This window comes from Candidatus Thiodiazotropha endolucinida (assembly GCF_001715975.1).
Classification (GTDB): domain Bacteria; phylum Pseudomonadota; class Gammaproteobacteria; order Chromatiales; family Chromatiaceae; genus Thiodiazotropha; species Thiodiazotropha endolucinida.
In genome coordinates this window covers 1-19,665 of record NZ_MARB01000029.1, presented here as the reverse complement: position 1 = coordinate 19,665, position 19,665 = coordinate 1, and the positions used below count along the sequence as shown (strand labels likewise).

11 protein-coding genes are annotated in these 19,665 nt (G+C 52.5%); 9 read left to right on the top strand and 2 right to left on the bottom strand.

The features are described 5' to 3' along the window. Positions 1–52: 52 nt before the first annotated feature. Together CODIS_RS18115 and CODIS_RS18110 are read right to left on the bottom strand one after the other, a co-directional pair. Positions 53–3,949, bottom strand: coding sequence for a retention module-containing protein (locus CODIS_RS18115; RefSeq protein ID WP_069127848.1), 3,897 nt, complete (start codon positions 3,947–3,949; stop codon positions 53–55). Between the two features lie 379 nt (positions 3,950–4,328). Next, the gene (locus CODIS_RS18110; RefSeq protein WP_069127846.1) at positions 4,329–5,018 is read right to left on the bottom strand and encodes a hypothetical protein; all 690 of its coding nucleotides are present in this window, start codon (positions 5,016–5,018) and stop codon (positions 4,329–4,331) included. Between the two features lie 180 nt (positions 5,019–5,198). On the opposite strand from CODIS_RS18110, the gene CODIS_RS18105 reads away from it, so the two are divergent. From CODIS_RS18105 to CODIS_RS18065, 9 genes are all read left to right on the top strand, one after another. Beyond that, positions 5,199–8,120 carry a M28 family peptidase gene (locus CODIS_RS18105; protein WP_069127843.1) on the top strand — a complete coding sequence of 974 codons (2,922 nt, stop codon included), beginning with the start codon at positions 5,199–5,201 and terminating at the stop codon, positions 8,118–8,120. Positions 8,121–8,463: 343 nt separating this feature from the next. Next, the gene (locus CODIS_RS18100) at positions 8,464–9,054 is read left to right on the top strand and encodes an ANTAR domain-containing response regulator (protein WP_069127840.1); all 591 of its coding nucleotides are present in this window, start codon (positions 8,464–8,466) and stop codon (positions 9,052–9,054) included. Positions 9,055–9,383: 329 nt separating this feature from the next. Continuing rightward, complete coding sequence (locus tag CODIS_RS18095; protein WP_083220890.1) at positions 9,384–10,802, top strand: CmpA/NrtA family ABC transporter substrate-binding protein; 1,419 nt, start codon at positions 9,384–9,386, stop codon at positions 10,800–10,802. Between the two features lie 50 nt (positions 10,803–10,852). Further along, positions 10,853–11,884, top strand: a complete 1,032-nt coding sequence (locus CODIS_RS18090; RefSeq protein ID WP_083220889.1) for an ABC transporter permease — start codon at positions 10,853–10,855, stop codon at positions 11,882–11,884. A 31-nt stretch (positions 11,885–11,915) separates the two neighbouring features. Next, positions 11,916–12,773: an ABC transporter ATP-binding protein gene (locus CODIS_RS18085; RefSeq protein ID WP_069127837.1), complete on the top strand. Its 858-nt coding sequence runs from the start codon at positions 11,916–11,918 to the stop codon at positions 12,771–12,773. Next, a complete protein-coding gene (locus CODIS_RS18080) occupies positions 12,770–14,122 on the top strand; it encodes a CmpA/NrtA family ABC transporter substrate-binding protein (RefSeq protein ID WP_069127834.1) in 1,353 nt (450 codons plus the stop codon). Before CODIS_RS18085 ends, CODIS_RS18080 begins: the two co-directional genes overlap by 4 nt. Next, a complete protein-coding gene (gene nirB, locus CODIS_RS18075; RefSeq protein ID WP_069127831.1) occupies positions 14,119–16,590 on the top strand; it encodes a nitrite reductase large subunit NirB in 2,472 nt (823 codons plus the stop codon). The genes CODIS_RS18080 and nirB overlap by 4 nt, the downstream gene beginning before the upstream one ends. Beyond that, positions 16,587–16,901 (top strand): nitrite reductase small subunit NirD, encoded by a 315-nt coding sequence (nirD, locus tag CODIS_RS18070; RefSeq protein ID WP_069127829.1) that lies wholly within the window; start codon positions 16,587–16,589, stop codon positions 16,899–16,901. Before nirB ends, nirD begins: the two co-directional genes overlap by 4 nt. 9 nt (positions 16,902–16,910) lie before the next feature. Next, complete coding sequence (locus CODIS_RS18065) at positions 16,911–19,565, top strand: nitrate reductase (protein ID WP_069127826.1); 2,655 nt, start codon at positions 16,911–16,913, stop codon at positions 19,563–19,565. Positions 19,566–19,665 lie beyond the last annotated feature (100 nt).

The following is a 19,665-nucleotide window of genomic DNA, read 5'->3' as shown; positions in this document are numbered from 1 at the left end:
ATTCGTTAGGATCTGCATCCCTGGAAATACTGCGTGTACAAAACCACCTGCTCTACATGATCGTCACGTTCACTTGATCTTCAATCAACAATACCGCACTACCTTGCGTATTGAGATATTCGGCAAATACATGACCATTGTGAGTATGGGAGTTCCCTGTTTCATGCCAATCACTGGATAGTTCAACACTGTCAGAAGAATCACCCAAAATCTTAAGCAGATTGTCTTCATCCGTCATATCCACGACATCAGCGGCACTCAGGTTGGTAATGGCATGATCACCTGCTGTGAGATCGATCTGTTCCATATTTCTGATTGTATTGACATTGCTGAAGTCAAGATCATCGTTACCGGGCACCAGCAGGGTGTCGTTACCATCGCCACCATCGATCAGTGCGCTCGTGGCGTCAAACAGAATTCGATCATCTGGATCCACCACCGGACCGCCATTCGCCGGCAGAATGGTGAGTTGCACATCTTCAGCCCGTGTAGCCTGGCTGCCATTCGATGCTTCCGTTGCGGTTGCCCGGTATTCCAGCGTCAGCCCCCCATTGAATCCCGTGGGTGGAGTAAGCTGCAGATTGTCCAGATTCCAACCGGTAACATCAACGGTCGACACCCCAGGCGCTGCAGGAAAGGCATGTACACCATCGGTCAGTATGGAATCGGCAGGAATACCACTGATTGAAAAGGTGAGCGTTTCCGAACCGTCCATGTCTATGAGCGTTCCCATCAGCTCGGGTAAATTAATCGGCTGGTTCTCATAGCCCGTATTCTGCTGGAGATTGAGCGAAATGTTATCCAGTAACCCACCGACGCTGTTTGTATCGACTGCACGAAACTCAAGGCGCACATTGCCTGTTGCGGAAGCCAAGAGATTGAAGTTGAATGATTGCAGCGCAGCAACCCGGGTATCGAGCGTTGCGATAAGGTTCCCTTCCCAAAACAGCTCGATAGCCGAATGCGTAAATGCGCCCGCCCGCGCGGCATAGTCAAAGTTCAGGGTGTAGACCTCCCCTTCATTCACGGCCAGATCAGTGAAGAAGTTGCTTGTATCTCCCCGTCTATGCTCCAGTTCGATAACCTGGTTGTCACGCACACCATTGCGTAAATACACAAACTCCATACCTACTTCTACCAGACCACCGCTATTTGCCGTATCCCATATACCACCACCAACTGAAGCGTGATCCACCGCTCCCCAACTCCTGGAACCTAGATTTACGGACTCAAAGTCAGCTGTATTGGAAAACGAGTCCGAAGTAACAATCAAGTTGGGTGTATCGGCTACGGCGATAGTCTCCAAAGTCAACGTTGCACTGGCTGTATCCCCGGAACCATCGACGATTGTGTAGTTCACCGGCGGCGCTATACCGCTGTAATGGGTTGTCGGACTGAAACTGTAACTGCCATCAGCATTGATCTGTAATGAGCCAACACCTGCAATTGTCGCTGTATCCCCGGCGGCATAAGTCAAACCACCCACCTCAAACTGGGTGAGATTAAAACTCTCACCGTCCGGATCCGTGTCATTGCTCAACAAACCGCTCAGCGCATCTACTGCAATAGGGGTATCTTCAAATGTAGCGGCGCCGTCATCCGTGGCCACAGGAGGGCTAGTGTAGTCAATCGTGACGGTAGCGGTGTTCGAGGTATTGCCATCGTTATCGTCAACCGTATAGCTGATCGGGTTCGGATCGTTGCGAAAGCCCGATTCCGGTGTGAAGGTGATCGCACCGGTGGTCGCATTCACTGTCCAGGCACCTTCGCCTGGAACCGGGAGTGGATCACCCGGATTGGCTGTGCCAACGATCTGTACGCTGGACGGATCCAAGCTGCCGTCCGGATCGCTGTCGTTGATCAATACATCGACGGTGACCGGCATATTGATCATATTACCGCTGCTGGCATCGTTTCCGGCTACGGGTCCATCACCATAGGAAACCGTGACTGTCGCCGGATTAGAGGGATTGCCCTCATTATCCGACACGATGTACTCAATCGGTGTCGGATCGCTGTTAAAGCCTGATTCCGGCGTGAACATGATTGCACCGGAAGTCGGATTTACAGTCCAGGTACCTTCACCCGGGACCGCTAGTGAATCGCCCGGATTGGCACTGCCCACGATCTGTACGCTGGACGGATCCAAGTTGCCGTCCGGATCGCTGTCGTTGGATAGGACATCCACAATGATCGGTGCGCCTAGTACTGGACTCGCTGCAGAATCATCTGCCGCTGTCGGTGACTCCGCAACACCTCCCACATTGATGTTAACCCTGGCTGTAGCCGAGCCCGTTACACCATCGGTGATGGTGTATGTAAAGGCATCTACCCCGAAAAAGTTTAGATCTGGAGTGTATTCGAATGTACCGTTCGACAGCTGCGTCAGCGTGCCATTGGCTGGCTGAGTGAAGCCTGTCACGGTCAACGGATCGGCATCCGGATCGCTGTCGTTGCCCAGGACATGAAACGTGACGGGTGTATCCTCACGGGTGCTGACACTGTCATTCAGTGCATTCGGAGGACTGTTCTCATTCACACCGTTGATCATCACCGTTACAGTTGAAGGTGTACCATCGACACCCGTGACCGTGAATACTTCAGTAATGCGCTCGCCGGCATCCAAAGCCTGTACTGCCGGGTCACTGTTGTTCAGGTTGTATCGCCAGTTGCCGTTGCCATCGATCGAAAAAGTGCCATGCGCGCCTGCAACATTGCTCTGTGGAGTAAAGGCTTCATCTTGCGGACCATCCGCATCGCTTATCGCCAGTTGTCCGGATGTGGACAGTATGGTGTCTTCTGTCACGCTACCCGATCCCGCCGTGATCAGCGACGGATCCTGCACCGGGGTGATGATGATGTAGACCGTAGCTATGGCAGTACCACCGTTGCCATCGTCTACCAGCACTTCGAATGAGTCGTTACCGTTATAGTCCTGGTCGGGAGTATAGGTATAGCTGCCGTCAGGATTGACCACCGCAGTTCCGTGCGATGGATTGCTGTTCTGGGTATAAACCAGTATGTCACCATCCACGTCGGTGGCCATCACAAGACCGGAAACGGATGTATCTTCGGGAATGGTATGTTCGTAATTCCCGGCACCCACTGAGTTGGGATCAGGCAGGGTGGTGCCGTCAGGCTCGACACTGATGGTGCTGGCAACTGGCGCATCGTTGACTGGATCGATTGCCACAGTCACCGTAGCGGTATCCAAACCGCCAGCTCCGTCACTGATAGTGTAGGTGAAGCTGTCGCTGCCATTGTAGTTGGGGTTCGGCGTATATACCGGGTTTCCGGTCACGGTATCGATGCTGACACTGCCGTGTACACCCTGGGTCACTTCCACCACGCTGATCGGATCACCACTCGGGTCCCTGTCGTTTCCGAGCACCGAGATGTTGATTGGCGTATCTTCATCGATGACCGCTTCATCGTCTTCGGCGATTGGCGGTGCGTTTAAGGAAGCGAGATCTTCGCCGTCGCTGATACTTAACGTCAGCCCCTCAGTCTCGAATCCACTCTCCGGTGTTGTTTGGGCGCCTGTCCGTTCCACAGTGACGAAGCTTGTACCTTCGTTACCAGCAGCTTCGCCAGACCCTGCTGCCGGTGCTTCCTGTATCGCGGCCGGATCTTCGCCCAACAGAATTGCCTGTTGAATGGCATCGATTGACGCAGCATATTCCGATCCGTCCTCTGGCGTGACGGTCTCATAGACATCGGCATCGAGCAGGCCCTGTGAATTACGCCCTAATGACAGGTTGCCGCCGTCATTGAAGACAATCTCGATACTGCTCAAGCCTCCTGTTTCGATCAGCTCGTCGGCAAATACCAGATCACCCACCTGTAGGGTACGCACGACGCCATCACTTGCTGTCGCCTTGACCTCGCCGATCACCTGGCGTACGAAACCAATTTCCTTTCCACTTGCCGATACAGTATTAGTAGCCATATATCCCTCTATAGAAAAACTGAATTCTATTTCCAGGCAACTACGAGAAATCACCTATTGAGTTAGAGGAATTATTAAAGGGATGGTGCAAATCTGCTATTGTACCTTGGTACAATATGCGTATCTATCTGTTTTTATTAATTATTATTTGCTATAAGCAGAGTAAAACATGCCATATCAAGGACCAGACACTACGCTCAGTTCATCGTGATGAAGTGTTCACTGGAGTGGATACGTTAAAATCTCCCCATGTTTGGTATTGACGTCGTGACGGCGGATAGCCTAGTTCGGACAGAAGCCCTAATGCTTGCAACTACATTCCATTAAGTGCTATTTGTACGCATGACAGTAACCCGCGTATGCCCCCCATCGAGGGGCATCACCGCAAGTCCGGGACCAGTTGAGTTAGATCGAGGGTAATCCCAATGTCCCAGTCCACGTTCCCCGTTGCAGCAGAATGGGATGCACCACCACGGACACTCAACCCGGTCCCTCCAATATTGCGCATCCCTAATCCCGCGCCACGACCTCGCCCCCTCATCTGTATTGTCAAACCCCGGACACCCGGTACGGGAATATCGCGTCTGTTGACAAAATCCAGCACAAGTTCTCTCGTTTGTGGATTGACAAGCAGTGCGGTCAGGGATGTGCCTGCTAAGGTGGCCGCTGCGGTCACCATCATGATCTGATTGCCGACACCACCTTGATTCCACTCTCTTCTCAGCCTTCGCTGGCTATCCTGCAAGAGTCGATTGGCAGCCTGTTGCACCGCCGGGAGTGACCATACAGCACGCAACACATCACCCACCTGCCCCGGCCTGGGTACTGCCGGTCCTGGAGCCGGTTGTCTCGAGTTCGCTGTTGTAACGGGTCTCTGCAACAATATGTAGTTAAGCAGGTTACGGTCAAAGTTACGCCAATTGGGTTGAAGAAACAGGCGCTGAATCCGTAGTGGTAGAGTACCTGCCCTCATCTGCGCCATTTGCGCTTCGATCTCGGGGTCGAGCCGCAATTGATAATTACCCAGATTGAATCGCGATCCTCTTGCACCCAGTGTGTAATCACCCATTTCTTCGCCTCCGTATAGTTTTATATGCAGTAATTTTGGGTGTTGGTACGGGAATGCGATAGTTAAGCGTTGCATACATGGGGTGTGAAAAAATACCACACTCCCGGTATGCTCCTTGATATGCCGGTATCTGTTAAATTGCAATATTCAGCACTTGGGAAAAGAGTAAGGAGTCCAGCGATGTCGAAGGGTCTGATCACAGCAGCCTATCTGTTATCAGTCTATGCCGTATTCCCCCTGTATGCCGATACGCCCGTGGCATCTGAAATGCGTCTGCTATCCAATATACGTCAGCTGACCTTTGAAGGCCGGCGGGCCGGTGAGGGATATTTCAGCGCCGATGGCAGTCGCATGATTTTTCAATCAGAGCGTGACGATGCCAATCCGTTTTACCAGATCTACCTGATGGACCTGGAGAGCGGCGATGTGGAACGCATATCCGCAGGTTACGGCAAAACCACCTGCGCCTGGATACACCCTTCCAATGATAAGGTGCTATATGCATCCACTCATGACGATCCCGATGCCCACAGCAAGATGCAGCAGGAACTGGATTTCAGAGCCTCCGGCCAGCAGCGCCGCTACAGTTGGGACTATGATCAGCATTTCGATATCTACGAACAGGAAGTCGCCACGGGACAACGCAAAAATCTGACGCACACCGTTGGCTATGATGCGGAGGCCGCTTACTCTCCCGACGGCCGGCAGATTGTCTTTGCCTCCAACAGGCAGGCATATGCGGGTGAGATGAGTGAGACGGAAAAGAAGCTCTTCGAACACGACAAATCGTTCCTGATGGATCTCTATCTGATGAACGCCGACGGTTCTGATGTACGCCAATTGACCGATTCACCGGGTTATGACGGCGGTCCCTTTTTCAGCTTCGACGGCGGCAAAATCACCTGGCGCCGTTTCTCCGTGGATGGCAGCCAGGCTGAAATATTCACCATGGATCTTGCCAGTGGTGAAGAACGGCAGCTCACCCATACAGGCGTCATGTCCTGGGCGCCCTTCTTTCATCCCGGCGGCGACTATCTGATCTTTGCCTCCAACCAGGAGGGTTTCGCCAATTTCGAACTCTACTTAGTGGATGCACAAGGTAGTCACAAGCCGGTCCGCGTCACTCATAGCATGGGTTTTGACGGACTGCCTGTATTCTCGCCGGATGGCAAGCGACTATCATGGACATCGAAACGCGGAACCGACAAAACCAGTCAGATCTTTCTTGCCGATTGGAACGATCAAGAAGCCCGCCGCCTGTTAGGCCTTGATGATCAGGGCGGTTATGAGAAACATGGGGCATCCTCCGCCAACCTGACAACGACTTCCGATACCATCAGCAGCCATGATCTGCGCCAACATGTCATGCAACTCAGCAGTGACGAGATGCAAGGCAGACTCACCGGCACCGAAGGTGAGTTACGCGCAACAGATTATGTCGCTTCAGCATTCCGCCAACTGGGGCTTGAACCGGCAGGCAATGATGGATTCTTTCAATCCTTCTCATTTACCGCGGGCGCTGCTTTGGGTGATGGAAACAGCCTTGAATTCTCCGGCCTGAACGACACCCAATCGATCCGGCTGCATCAGGATTGGCTCCCTTTGGCAATAAGCCGTAGTGGGCAAGTCGTAAAATCGGACATTGTCTTTGCCGGTTATGGCGTTGACGCACCAGGGCTGGATGAAGTACCTGACTACGACTCCTATGGTAATCTGGAGGTAGAAGGCAAGTGGGTTATGGTATTTCGATATCAACCGGAGTCGGTACCCGCGGATTGGAGGCGTCATCTGCTTCACTATTCCGACTTGGCCTACAAAGCCTCTGTCGCCAAACGACGAGGCGCGCTGGGACTGATTGTGGTAACCGGCCCTGAGGCCGAAGCAAAACAACAATTGGTGGACCTCGAGATGGATGCAAAGAGCGCAAGCAGCTCCCTTGCAGCCATCTCGATCAGCGATGAGCTGGCATCACGTATCCTGGCTGTTGCCGATAGGGACCTGGCAGAACTGCAGCGTGAACTCGACAAAGGGGAATCGGTTGAAGGTTTCAATATACCCGGTATCGCCCTTTCCGCCAATCTTGCGATCATCCGGGAAAAAAGTCGGGGGCGTAACGTGATTGCCAGACTGACTGCTGATACACCCTCACAGAAAGCTCCGGTAATTCTGGGAGCCCACCTGGACCATCTTGGGCATGGTGAGATATCGGGTTCCCTCGCTAGGGAGGATGAGCGAGGCAAGATCCACTATGGAGCGGACGACAATGCATCCGGTGTGGCCGCCCTGCTGGAGAGTGCCCAATATCTCGCAGGCTTGAAAAAGTCAGGCAAACTGGGAAGTCAACGCGACATTCTGTTTTCGGCCTGGTCGGGTGAAGAGCTCGGCACCCTCGGATCGGCCCACTTCGTCGATCAGCTGTCTGAAGGCGGTATGCTGAGCGGCAAGGTCAGCGCCTATCTCAATATGGATATGATTGGTCACCTGCGGGAGAAACTCTATCTGCAAGGAACCGGTTCGAGCAATACCTGGTCACGCGAGATAGAACGGAGGAATGTACCGGTGGGCCTTGCCATTGCGACCAAAGCAGACCCCTACCTACCGACGGACTCGACCCCCTTCTATATGAAAGGCGTCCCAATTCTGAATGCCTTTACAGGCGCCCATGAGGACTACTCGACCCCGAGGGATAAACCCGACCAGCTCAACTACGAAGGCATGCAAAAGGTCGCACAATTGATGATGGGTATCACCCGATCCCTGGCGCGATCAGAAACAGAACCCGATTATCTGGAAGTCGCACGAAAGGATAGCGGCCTATCGAGAAAACACCTACGTGCCTATCTGGGCACTATACCCGCGTATGGCCAGGACGAAGCAATCAAAGGGGTTAAGCTGCAGGGTGCGGTGAAAAATGCACCGGCCGAAAAGGCAGGTATCCAAAACGGCGATATCCTGGTGGGGCTCGCCGGTGTAAAGATTGAGACGATTCACGATTTCATGAACGCACTGGCCGGATTGAAGGCAGGCAAAGAGACAGAGATGACCGTGATAAGAGATGGGGAATCTGTAACGCTTCGTGTTGTACCCACCTCTAGAGAGTGACTCTGTAGACAATAAAGAATAGTACCTCAATCTTATAAATTATGAATATCCGATGTCTGAAAATAACCTGAAATATAGTGAGATGAGAATATTTATTTCAGTGCGGGTGAGCTCACTACGCACCGCTCCGATCTAATAAAGTGAACATTGATCATAACAGACCAAAGGTCTCTAGATGGCCGATAGCGGCAGTATTATAAATTACTGTGCTTAGGTTTTATGCAATTTTAAAGTAGACACTTCTACTGAACATATCAAAGCCATCGTTCTTCTCGCCAGGTATTTAACAACTTGGACCGATCTTTGCTTGGAATTCGGGTATTTTGTCATTTCCAAGCTACTCATGCCTGAAACCGAAAACTTGAAAATCCTATTGGTTGATGAAAACCGGGGGCGTTCCGCCATCCTGGAAAGAGCCCTTGTGGACAATGGACAGCAGGTAATTGCCATTCTCGATAGTGGTGAAAACCTGAGTGCACAAGTGGCCGCATTGCAGCCAGATGTAATCATTATCGATCTTGAATCGCCCGACCGGGATATCCTGGAGCAGATGCACACTATTTCGCGCGACAATCCCAGGCCCGTGGTGATGTTCTCCGACGATAACGACAGTAACACGATTACACAGGCCATAGTGGCCGGCGTAAGCGCCTACGTGGTGGATGGGCTGAATGACAAGCGCATCAAACCTTTGATGGATGTGGCCATTGCCCGATTCCGTGAATACCAGGCCCTCAAGGATGAACTGACACTGGTCAAGAATACGCTGGAGGAGCGTAAAATCATCGAACGGGCCAAAGGCATCATCATGAAACGCAAGGACTGTGACGAAGAAAGCGCCTATCAACTGCTGCGCAAAACAGCCATGGGCAGTAATCAACGCGTGGTGGACGTGGCACGCAACCTGATCGCTTCCCTGGAACTGCTGGGCTGAATGTTCGCCCTATTTTCACGCATAAGAGAATCCTAATGCTACAAAATGGGGCATGATCTTCTTCCCACCCTGAGAGCAACGAGATATGACTTATCCGAACAACTCTATTCGGATCAATAATTTACTCTTATCCTCTGTTTTCTGGCACGGTCACTGCAATAGTCAGGACAAGATCAATCATCCCGTCAACGGCGACGGGATGGTTTCAAAAGTTTAGTTTCCTGCCAAAGCCGGTAGAGAAACAGAGGACAACGGCGTCCATCCGTACACCACACGTAGGTGTATGGGTGTGACGCCTTTTTTATTTTTTACGCAGAGGAAAATAGACCATGAAGCAGATGAGCGAACACAAACACAGCCACGGTCGCCGTTGTTTTCTGAAGAAGGGTTTGCTGGCACTGGTCACTATCAGTGCAGTAGGCAGCATGATACTGAACACCGGTACCGCCATGGCAGCGGTCGGCGAACCGGAAAAAGAGGATCTGAAGTTCGGCTTTATCAAATTGACCGACATGGCGCCATTAGCCATCGCCTATGAGAAAGGTTTTTTTGAAGATGAAGGCCTTTACGTGACTCTGGAGGCACAGGCCAACTGGAAGGTGTTGCTGGATGGCGTGATCGATGGACAACTGGATGGCGCGCACATGCTTGCGGGCCAACCACTGGCCGCAACCATCGGCTTCGGCACTAAAGCCCACATTGTGACCCCCTACTCTATGGACTTGAACGGCAACGGCATCACCGTCTCCAACGAGATCTGGGAACAGATGAAACAGAATATTCCCAAGCAGTCGGACGGCAAGCCGGTTCATCCCATCACGGCCGATGCGCTCAAACCCATCGTGGACAAGTTCAAGAACGAGGGTAGACCCTTCAAGATGGGCATGGTCTTTCCGGTCTCTACTCATAACTACGAATTGCGTTACTGGTTGGCAGCCGGAGGCATCAACCCGGGTTACTATGCACCCCACAAGGGTGATATCAGCGGCACCCTGAAGGCCGACGCGCAGCTCAGCGTAACACCGCCACCACAGATGCCTGCTACTCTCGAAGCCGGAACCATCTACGGTTACTGCGTGGGCGAACCATGGAATCAGCAGGCCGTATTCAAAGGTATCGGTGTACCGGTTATCACCGACTACGAAATCTGGAAGGATAACCCTGAAAAGGTCTTCGGCCTTACCAGGGAATTCACGGAGAAATATCCGAATACCACCGTACGCATAGTGAAGGCTTTAATCCGTGCCGGAAAGTGGCTGGATGAGAACAACAATGCCAACCGTCCGGAGGCTGTGAAGATCCTTTCCCAGTCCAACTATGTGGGCGCAGATTACGATGTTATCGCCAACTCCATGACCGGTACATTCGAGTACGAGAAGGGAGACAAACGTGAAGTACCGGATTTCAATGTCTTCTTCCGATACAACGCGACCTATCCCTACTATTCGGATGCAATTTGGTATCTCACTCAAATGCGCCGTTGGGGCCAGATCTCCGATCACAAACCTGACAGCTGGTACGACGAGACTGCGAAGAGTGTCTACCGCCCTGATATCTACCGCTTGGCGGCCGAAGAGCTGATCAATGAAGACAAGCTGAGCGCGGACGAATTTCCAGCCTTCGCCAAGGAGACCGGCTACCGTCCACCCCAAACCGAGTTCATCGATGGCATCACCTTCGATGGCACCAAACCCAACGATTATCTGAAACAGTTCAAGATCGGCCTGAAAGGTATGGACAAGATCTAACCAACTTGCAGGGGAGCTACTCAACGCTTCCCTGCAAAAAGGACCAGAAGATGAGTACACCAACCATTTCCGCCAAGACATTTAACATGCCCCGCAAGGACAAGCTGTTTGCCTACCTTGCGGGAGATCACATCGACAAGGCATTTGTACGTTTTACAAAAGGAATATTGATACCGGCAATCGCGCTACTTATTTTCCTTGGCCTTTGGAGCGCGGGCGCCAAGAACGTTCAGACATCTCTCGGTGTGCTGCCTGGACCTGCAAAGGTCTGGGAACAGACTATTTCACTTTACAAAGAACACACTGCCGAGCGGAAAAAGGAGGTCGCGTTTTATGATCGCATGCAAAAGCGTATCGACAAGGCAGTTGCCGCCGGAAAACCAGAAGAGAGGATTGAAAAGCTGATGAGCCGCCAATACACCGGCCGCGCAACCTTTTTCGATCAGATTCTGACAAGTCTCTGGACGGTTATGTTCGGTTTCATGATCGCATCGCTGATTGCTGTTCCCATCGGCATCGTCTGCGGTATGAGCAGTACCCTTTACCAGGCGGTAAATCCACTGATACAGGTTTTCAAACCCGTATCGCCACTGGCCTGGTTGCCCTTGGTTACCATGGTGGTCTCAGCGCTATATGTATCCGAGAGCCCGATGTTTGAAAAATCATTCCTGAACTCGGCCATTACCGTAACGCTCTGTTGTCTCTGGCCCACCATCATCAATACCACCGTAGGCGTATCAGGAGTGGACAAAGACCTGATCAACGTCAGCCGCGTACTGCGTCTGAGCTGGTTCACCAAAACCATGAAGATAGTACTGCCCTCATCCATGCCGATGATATTTACCGGACTGCGTCTCTCGCTGGGTATCGGCTGGATGGTGCTGATCGCGGCCGAGATGCTGGCTCAGAACCCGGGTCTCGGTAAATTCGTCTGGGACGAGTTCCAGAACGGCAGCTCCAACTCCCTGGCCCGCATTATGGTTGCGGTGCTGGTGATCGGGTTCATCGGTTTCCTGCTCGACCGCGGCATGCTCTCTCTACAGCGCGTGTTCAGCTGGGACAAGAACGCCGTGCTCCGCTAATGCAGGATCTAAATAACCAAGGATTATAGCAATGAACAGTTATCTCAACATTGACCACATCAGCATCACCTTCCCGACCGGCAAGGGTCCGCTGAATGTGCTAAACAGTGTCAACCTCAAAGTGCAGAAGGGGGAGTTCATCTCTCTTATTGGCCACTCCGGCTGTGGCAAGTCCACGGTACTCAATATTGTTGCCGGTCTGCTCAATGCTACGGAAGGCGGAGTCATTCTGGAAGAGAAGGAGGTGCGGGAACCGGGTCCGGACCGGGCCGTGGTTTTTCAGCATCACACCCTGATGCCATGGCTTAACGTCTACGACAACGTGCGCCTTGCCGTCGACCAGGTCTTTAAAAAAACCTGGTCCAAACAGAAACGTGACGAATGGACACGCCATAACCTGGAACTGGTACACATGTCTCACGCCCTCGATCGTCGACCGGATGAAATATCAGGAGGCATGAAACAACGGGTTGGGATTGCCCGCGCCCTGGCGATGGAACCTAAGGTACTGCTTATGGATGAACCGTTCGGCGCACTGGATTCATTGACCCGAACCCACATGCAGGACTCGCTGATGGAGATCCAGGCACGGCTCAAGAATACGGTCATTATGATTACCCATGACGTGGATGAAGCCGTGTTATTGTCCGATCGCATCATCATGATGACCAATGGCCCTGCTGCAACAATCGGTGAAATTCTCAGCATAGATCTGCCTAGGCCGCGCGACCGCCTGGCTCTGGCTGAAGACCTCAAGTACAACCACTACCGCGCCGAGGTGGTGAAATTCCTGCACGAGCGTCATGCGCAACCGGATGTCCCGACACCTTCATCCGACAAGTTCGGGGATGGGGAAGAACCGGCATTGAGCCTGGTGGCAAACATATGAGTGACAATCTTTCATTGAATCCGGATACCCTTGAGAAAAATGAACTGATCCTGGGTTTTATTCCGCTCACCGACTGCGCACCTCTGGTGATTGCGAAGGAGATGGGATTCTTTGAGAAGTACGGCCTCGAAGTCTCTCTTTCCAAAGAGACCTCCTGGGCCAATATCCGAGATAAAGTCGCCATCGGTATCCTGGATGGAGCACAGATGCTTGCACCCATGCCGTTGGCCATGTCACTTGGCCTCGGACCCATACAAAAACCCATGGTGACTGCCTTCTCAATGGATCTCAACGGCAATGCAATTACGGTTTCCAGTGACCTATACAGGGAGATGCTCGCTGTTGATAGTGATGACATGTTGCAACATTCCACCACCGTTCTGGCTCTGAAAACAGTCATCGACAATCGCAACAAGAAAGGACTGGAACCCCTCTCTTTTGCCGTCGTGTTTCCCTTCTCCACTCACAACTACGAATTGCGTTACTGGATGGCTTCTGCAGGTATCGATCCCGACAGGGACGTACGCCTGGTCGTTGTCCCACCGTCCCAGATGGTTGAACAGCTGCAGAAGGGTTTGATCGATGGTTACTGCGTCGGTGAACCCTGGAACAGCATAGCCGTGCAGAAAGGACTCGGTCACACACTGATCACCAAGTATGAAATCTGGAAGAACAGCCCGGAGAAGGTCTTCGGCGTCACCGAGGAGTGGGCCGTCCAACACCCCAACACGCATCTTGCACTTCTGAGAGCGTTGCTCGAAGCGAGTCGTTGGGTGGATAGCCGGGAGAACCGCGCTAAAGTGACGGAGATCATCTCCCGAAGCATCTATATCAACGCACCGGAAAACATTGTACGCATGTCGATGACGGGTACCTATCAGTTCGCACCGAACAGCATGCCCCAGGCACTGCCCGACTTCAATGTGTTCCATCGCTATGCGGCAAATTATCCATGGCGTTCCCACGCGGTATGGTTCATGACCCAGATGATTCGTTGGGGACAGATTGAGGAACCGATCGATATCCATGCTACAGCCGCCGAGGTATATCGCCCAGACATCTATCGCGCAGCTGGGAAACTACTGGGTATTGCCGCGCCGACCGCGGATCACAAGCTTGAAGGCGCCCATCACCAAAACTGGAAGCTGGTGGAGTCTTCTGTCACCACGCTCCTGGGTGCCGACAGTTTTTTCGATGACTCCATATTCGATCCCATGTCGCCCCTGGACTATCTCAAAAGCTTCCCCATTCACAACATGTCTTTGGCCCTGCAGCAGCTTCAGGATTCAATCAGATACCAATCGCTCCAACCGGCAGCCGTCCCGGTTGATCAGGAGATACCCCGATGAAACAGAAACTGGTACTTATTGGAAACGGCATGGCCGGTATCCGGACAATCGAAGAATTATTGAAGCTCGACGAGTCCGCCAATTATGAGATTACCGTATTTGGTGAAGAGCCCCATACGAACTACAACCGAATTCTACTCTCACCTGTTTTGGCTGGTGAACAGAAATTCGATGACATCATTCTTAATCCGCCGGAGTGGTACAACGACAACGGCATCACCCTCCACAGTGGTGACCCCGTTACCGAAATCGACCGCATACACAACAGGGTGGTTACCGCCTCCGGCATCAGCATGGAGTATGACCGGCTGATCATAGCCACCGGTTCCAGGCCATTCATGCTACCCATTCCCGGAGCCGACCTCGATGGCGTTCTTGGCTTTCGCGATATCGAAGATGTGGAAAAAATGCTGGAAGTGGCGAATTCCCACAACAAGGCGGTTGTAATCGGCGGCGGCCTGCTGGGACTTGAAGCCGCAAACGCCCTGATGAAGCAGGGCATGCAAGTCTCGGTGGTTCATCTCATGAACAGTCTCATGGAGAATCAGCTGGACATGCCGGCAGCTGATCTGCTCAAAACCTCACTTGAAGAGAAAGGTCTCAATTTTCTGCTCGAGAAGAATACCAAGGAGATCACCGGCAGCAACCGGGTGACCGGCATCACCTTTACTGACGGCGAACATCTAGAGGCTGACCTGGTCATAATGGCCGTGGGCATCCGTCCCAATATCGACTTGGCCAAGACCTCAGGCATTCACTGTGAGCGGGGTATCTTGGTGAGCGACACCATGCAGACCTTTGATCCCAGTATCTACGCCGTGGGTGAATGTGTACAGCATCGTGATGTCTGTTACGGTCTGGTCGCACCGCTCTTCGAACAGGCAAAGGTTTGCGCCAACCATCTTGCCAATCTCGGATATGGACGCTACGAGGGCTCGGTCACGTCCAGCAAACTTAAAGTGACAGGCATCGAACTCTTCTCCGCCGGCAATTTCCTGGGTGATGATGACAGCGATGACATCATCTACAGGGATCCAGGTGCGGGTGTATACAAGAAACTTGTTATCAAAGACGGCAGGATCGACGGTGCCGTGCTTTACGGCGACACCATTGACGGCGCCTGGTACTTCCAATTGATGCGCGAAGGTACGGACATCTCCAGTCTGAGAGATAATCTACTGTTTGGACAGGCCCACCTGGGTGATTCGGGGCACGGTGGCGAGAAGCAAGCCATGGCCATGAGTGACGATGCACAGGTATGTGATTGCAACGGTGTCTGCAAAGGCGACATTATCAAGGCAATCACGACCAAAGGACTGTTCAGCCTGGATGAAGTTAAGGCCCATACCAAGGCGGCCGCCTCCTGCGGCTCCTGCACCGGGCTAGTGGAGCAGATTCTGGAAAGCACAGTGGGAGGAGACTACTCCACACCGGAACACCGGCCTATCTGCCAATGTTCGGACTTCAGCCATGATCAGGTACGGGATGCGATCCGCCAACAGAGACTGATAGACATGGCCTCCGTATTCCAGGCATTGGAGTGGCGCAACACTGATGGCTGCCACACCTGTCGCCCCGCTATCAATTACTACCTCATATCCACCTGGCCGGAAGAGGCAAAAGATGACAGTCAGTCCCGTTTCGTCAATGAGCGTGTACATGGCAATATCCAGAAGGACGGCAGCTTTTCCGTAATTCCCCGCATCTGGGGTGGTAAAACCACACCGGATGAATTGCGCGCCATCGCCGATGCAGCGGAAAAGTTCAACGTGGGTGAAGTGAACATCACCGGCGGTCAGCGCATCAACATGCTGGGTGTACAAAAAGAGGATCTGCCCGCCATGTGGGCCTTCCTCAATGAACGGGGCCTGGTTTCAGGTCACGCCTATGGAAAGGCGCTACGCACGGTCAAAACCTGCGTCGGCTCCACTTGGTGCAGATTCGGAACCCAGGACTCCACCACCCTGGGCATAGCGCTCGAAAAGATGACCTGGGGATCCTGGATGCCGCACAAATTCAAGATGGCTGTATCAGGCTGTCCCCGTAACTGTGCCGAAGCCACTATCAAAGACTTCGGGGTGGTGGCCATCGACTCTGGATGGGAGCTGCACATCGGCGGCAACGGGGGCGTCAAGGTACGCGCCACCGATATGCTTTGCCGAGTCACATCCGAGGAGGAGGTGATGGAGTATTGCGCCGCATTCATCCAGATCTACCGGGAAAAGGCGCGCTATCTGGAACGCACGGCGCCATGGGTGGAGCGTGTCGGGCTCAACTACGTAAAGGAACGGATTCTAGATGATGCAGAAGGCCGAAAAGCATTGGCGGAGCGGTTCTACTTGTCCCAACGCATCGCCCAATTCGACCCCTGGGCGAAACTAGTGCAGGACGCTGAATCCCATGGATTCACACCCATAAAGATTATCGAGGCTCCCATCGAGGACCAGCGTGAGGTAGCAGCATCATGAGCAACTGGATCGAAATAGGCTATATGCACGAAATACCGCGTCTGGGTTCCCGTGTCATCAAGGCAGCACAGGGAAACATCGCAATTTTCCGTAACAGCAACGATGAGATCTTTGCCCTGGGTGACAAGTGCCCGCACAAGGGAGGGCCCCTTTCAGAAGGAACAGTATCGGGCCGCACGGTCACCTGTCCCTTGCACAACTGGAGAATACAGCTGGATAACGGCATCGCCGTTACGCCGGATGAAGGCTGCACCAATACTTATCCGGTAAAGATCGAAGGTAATTTAATCTATCTCGAATTGAATAGCTGACGGAAGAAAATGGCCAACGAAGTAAAAACCACATGTCCATATTGCGGCGTGGGATGTGGCGTTATCGCCACAACGGAAAAAAACGGTAAGGTCATTGTACAAGGTGATCCAAAGCACCCCAGCAATTTCGGCAGACTCTGCTCCAAGGGTGCTGCACTGGCTGACACCATTGAACTGAATCACCGTCTTTTGCATCCCATGAGCGGAAGCCATCAGACGAGTTGGGACCAAGCCATCGAGAATGTGGCTTCCGGATTCAAGCGCATAATTGAACATCATGGCCCTGATGCGGTGGCCTTCTATGTCTCCGGGCAGCTGCTTACAGAGGATTACTATGTGGCCAACAAGCTGATGAAAGGTTTCATCGGCAGCGCCAATATCGACACAAACTCCCGTCTCTGCATGTCCTCTTCTGTTGCCGGCCATAAACGGGCTTTTGGTTCCGATACCGTTCCTTGCAGCTATGAAGACCTGGAACAGGCCAACCTCATTACACTTGTAGGTTCCAATACCGCATGGTGCCACCCGGTTCTCTATCAACGTATACGGGACGCCAAGGTCCGGCGCCCCCATATGAAGGTAGTGGTGATTGATCCCAGGCGGACTGCCACCTGTGAGATTGCCGACATCCATCTTCCCCTAGTACCAGGCAGTGACATCGATATTTTTCTCGCCCTGTTGGACTATCTCGATCGCCATGATGCGCTTGATCGGGAGTACATCGCGCAACATACAGAGGGATTCGAAATGGCGCTTGAAAGAGCGCGCACACATGATGATCCGATAAAGGAAACCGCCCGAAAATGCGGAGTTTCTCCTGTGGCTCTGGAGCAGTTCTTCCGCCTTTTTCTGGAAAGGGAAAAGAGCGTCACGGTTTACTCCCAGGGTGTAAACCAATGGAGTTTTGGCACCGACAAGGTAAACGCCATTATCAACTGCCACCTTGCCACTGGCCGAATCGGAAAAGCCGGCATGGGCCCCTTCTCTTTTACCGGACAGCCCAATGCCATGGGTGGGCGGGAAGTTGGTGGACTGGCCAATCAACTGGCTGCACACATGGATTTTGAGCCACAGGATATAGAACGGGTCAAACGCTTCTGGAAGGCACCCAATATGGCCAAACAACCCGGCCTCAATGCAGTGGACATGTTCGACGCTATGATAGAGGGGAGGATAAAGGCGGTCTGGATCATGGCCACCAATCCCGCAGTCAGTATGCCCGATGCCGACCGGATCAAGACCGCGCTCGAACAGTGTGAATTTGTGGTAATGTCCGATTGCGTAAGCAATACGGATACCGCCAAGTATGCCGATGTTCTCTTGCCGGCTACGACCTGGGGAGAAAAGAATGGCACGGTAACCAATTCGGAACGGCGTATATCCCGGCAACGGGCCTTCTTGGACACACCGGGTGAAGCTCGGGATGACTGGAAAATCATTTCCGATGTTGCCAGGGCGATGGGGTATTCGGAGGCATTTTCTTATCGGAGGGTTGAGGAAATCCTCCGTGAACACGCTGCACTATCCGGTCTGGACAACCATGGCACCCGGGATTTTGACATTAGTGCCTACGCCGGCGTCACCTCTTCCCAGTATGAGAAGCTGCGGCCGACCCTGTGGCCCTTCACCCAGACTGACAGTGGCGCTAATGTCCGTCTGCTCAGCAACGGCCGGTTTTTCACGGATTCAGGCAAAGCGCGTTTCGTTGCAGTAACCAGGGGGAAACCGGCAAACTCCACACAACCCAAGCTGCCCTTGATTCTCAACACAGGACGTATCAGGGACCAGTGGCACACAATGACACGAACCGGTTCAGCACCACGTCTGAACCAGCATATCCATGAGCCCTTTGTAGAGATCAACCCGGACGATGCAGAGCTGTTCGATATCAGGAATGGCACACTTGCCAACATCTCCACGGCCAGCCATACAATCACAGCACGTGCCGTGGTAAGCACTGAACAACGTCCCGGATCACTATTCATACCTATGCACTGGAGTGATGCCACTGCACAGAACAGCAGTGTAAACAAACTGGTAGCTTCAAACGTCGATCCCATATCGGGACAGCCTGAATTCAAACATTCACCGGTTCAAATTACGGCTTACACACCACTATGGCAAGGATTCATCCTTATCAATAAAGAGATTGATATCGACTACACCGGCTATTGCATCAAGAGCCGGGGAAACGGTTTTTGGCGTTACGAGATTGCAGGAGAGAAGGAACAAGTGAACTGGCTCGAACTGCTGAAGTACCCGTTTTCATCAAACGTGGAATTGCTGGAGTTCAGTGATATCGCACAACACCGCTTCCGCTTTGCCGTCATCGAAGACAGCAGACTACTCGGTTGTCTCTATATTTCCCGTGACCGTGTACTCGCAGATCATGCATGGCTCGGAAAGCTGTTCTGCAAAAAAGAGCTTTCACACCATGACCGGAGAAGTCTATTGGCAGGTCATCCCATGAATCCCGCAGACGATTGTGGAAAGACTATATGTGCCTGCTTCAGTGTAGGAAACAAAACACTACTGCATGAGATCAACCATTGTGGACTGGATTCAATCGAGGCAATAGGAAATAAATTAAAAGCAGGTACCAGCTGTGGCTCCTGCATTCCAGAGATTAAAGGCCTCTTATCTGACACTCATGAGTCTTATTAGGGCCTGTTAACACTAATCCAATGCACCCTGTTGTGCCTGAAAAAGCGCCAATCAAGGCGCGAGGAGAGAGGTTTGGTGATTCCAAATGAGCGACGAGCAA

Excerpts from the sequence above, each read along its gene's own strand:
- CODIS_RS18115 (WP_069127848.1), bottom strand. The coding sequence starts at position 3,949 with ATGGCTACTAATACTGTATCGGCAAGTGGAAAGGAAATTGGTTTCGTA.
- CODIS_RS18110 (WP_069127846.1), bottom strand. The coding sequence starts at position 5,018 with ATGGGTGATTACACACTGGGTGCAAGAGGATCGCGATTCAATCTGGGT.
- CODIS_RS18105 (WP_069127843.1), top strand. The coding sequence starts at position 5,199 with ATGTCGAAGGGTCTGATCACAGCAGCCTATCTGTTATCAGTCTATGCC.
- CODIS_RS18100 (WP_069127840.1), top strand. The coding sequence starts at position 8,464 with ATGCCTGAAACCGAAAACTTGAAAATCCTATTGGTTGATGAAAACCGG.
- CODIS_RS18095 (WP_083220890.1), top strand. The coding sequence starts at position 9,384 with ATGAAGCAGATGAGCGAACACAAACACAGCCACGGTCGCCGTTGTTTT.
- CODIS_RS18090 (WP_083220889.1), top strand. The coding sequence starts at position 10,853 with ATGAGTACACCAACCATTTCCGCCAAGACATTTAACATGCCCCGCAAG.
- CODIS_RS18085 (WP_069127837.1), top strand. The coding sequence starts at position 11,916 with ATGAACAGTTATCTCAACATTGACCACATCAGCATCACCTTCCCGACC.
- CODIS_RS18080 (WP_069127834.1), top strand. The coding sequence starts at position 12,770 with ATGAGTGACAATCTTTCATTGAATCCGGATACCCTTGAGAAAAATGAA.
- nirB (WP_069127831.1), top strand. The coding sequence starts at position 14,119 with ATGAAACAGAAACTGGTACTTATTGGAAACGGCATGGCCGGTATCCGG.
- nirD (WP_069127829.1), top strand. The coding sequence starts at position 16,587 with ATGAGCAACTGGATCGAAATAGGCTATATGCACGAAATACCGCGTCTG.
- CODIS_RS18065 (WP_069127826.1), top strand. The coding sequence starts at position 16,911 with ATGGCCAACGAAGTAAAAACCACATGTCCATATTGCGGCGTGGGATGT.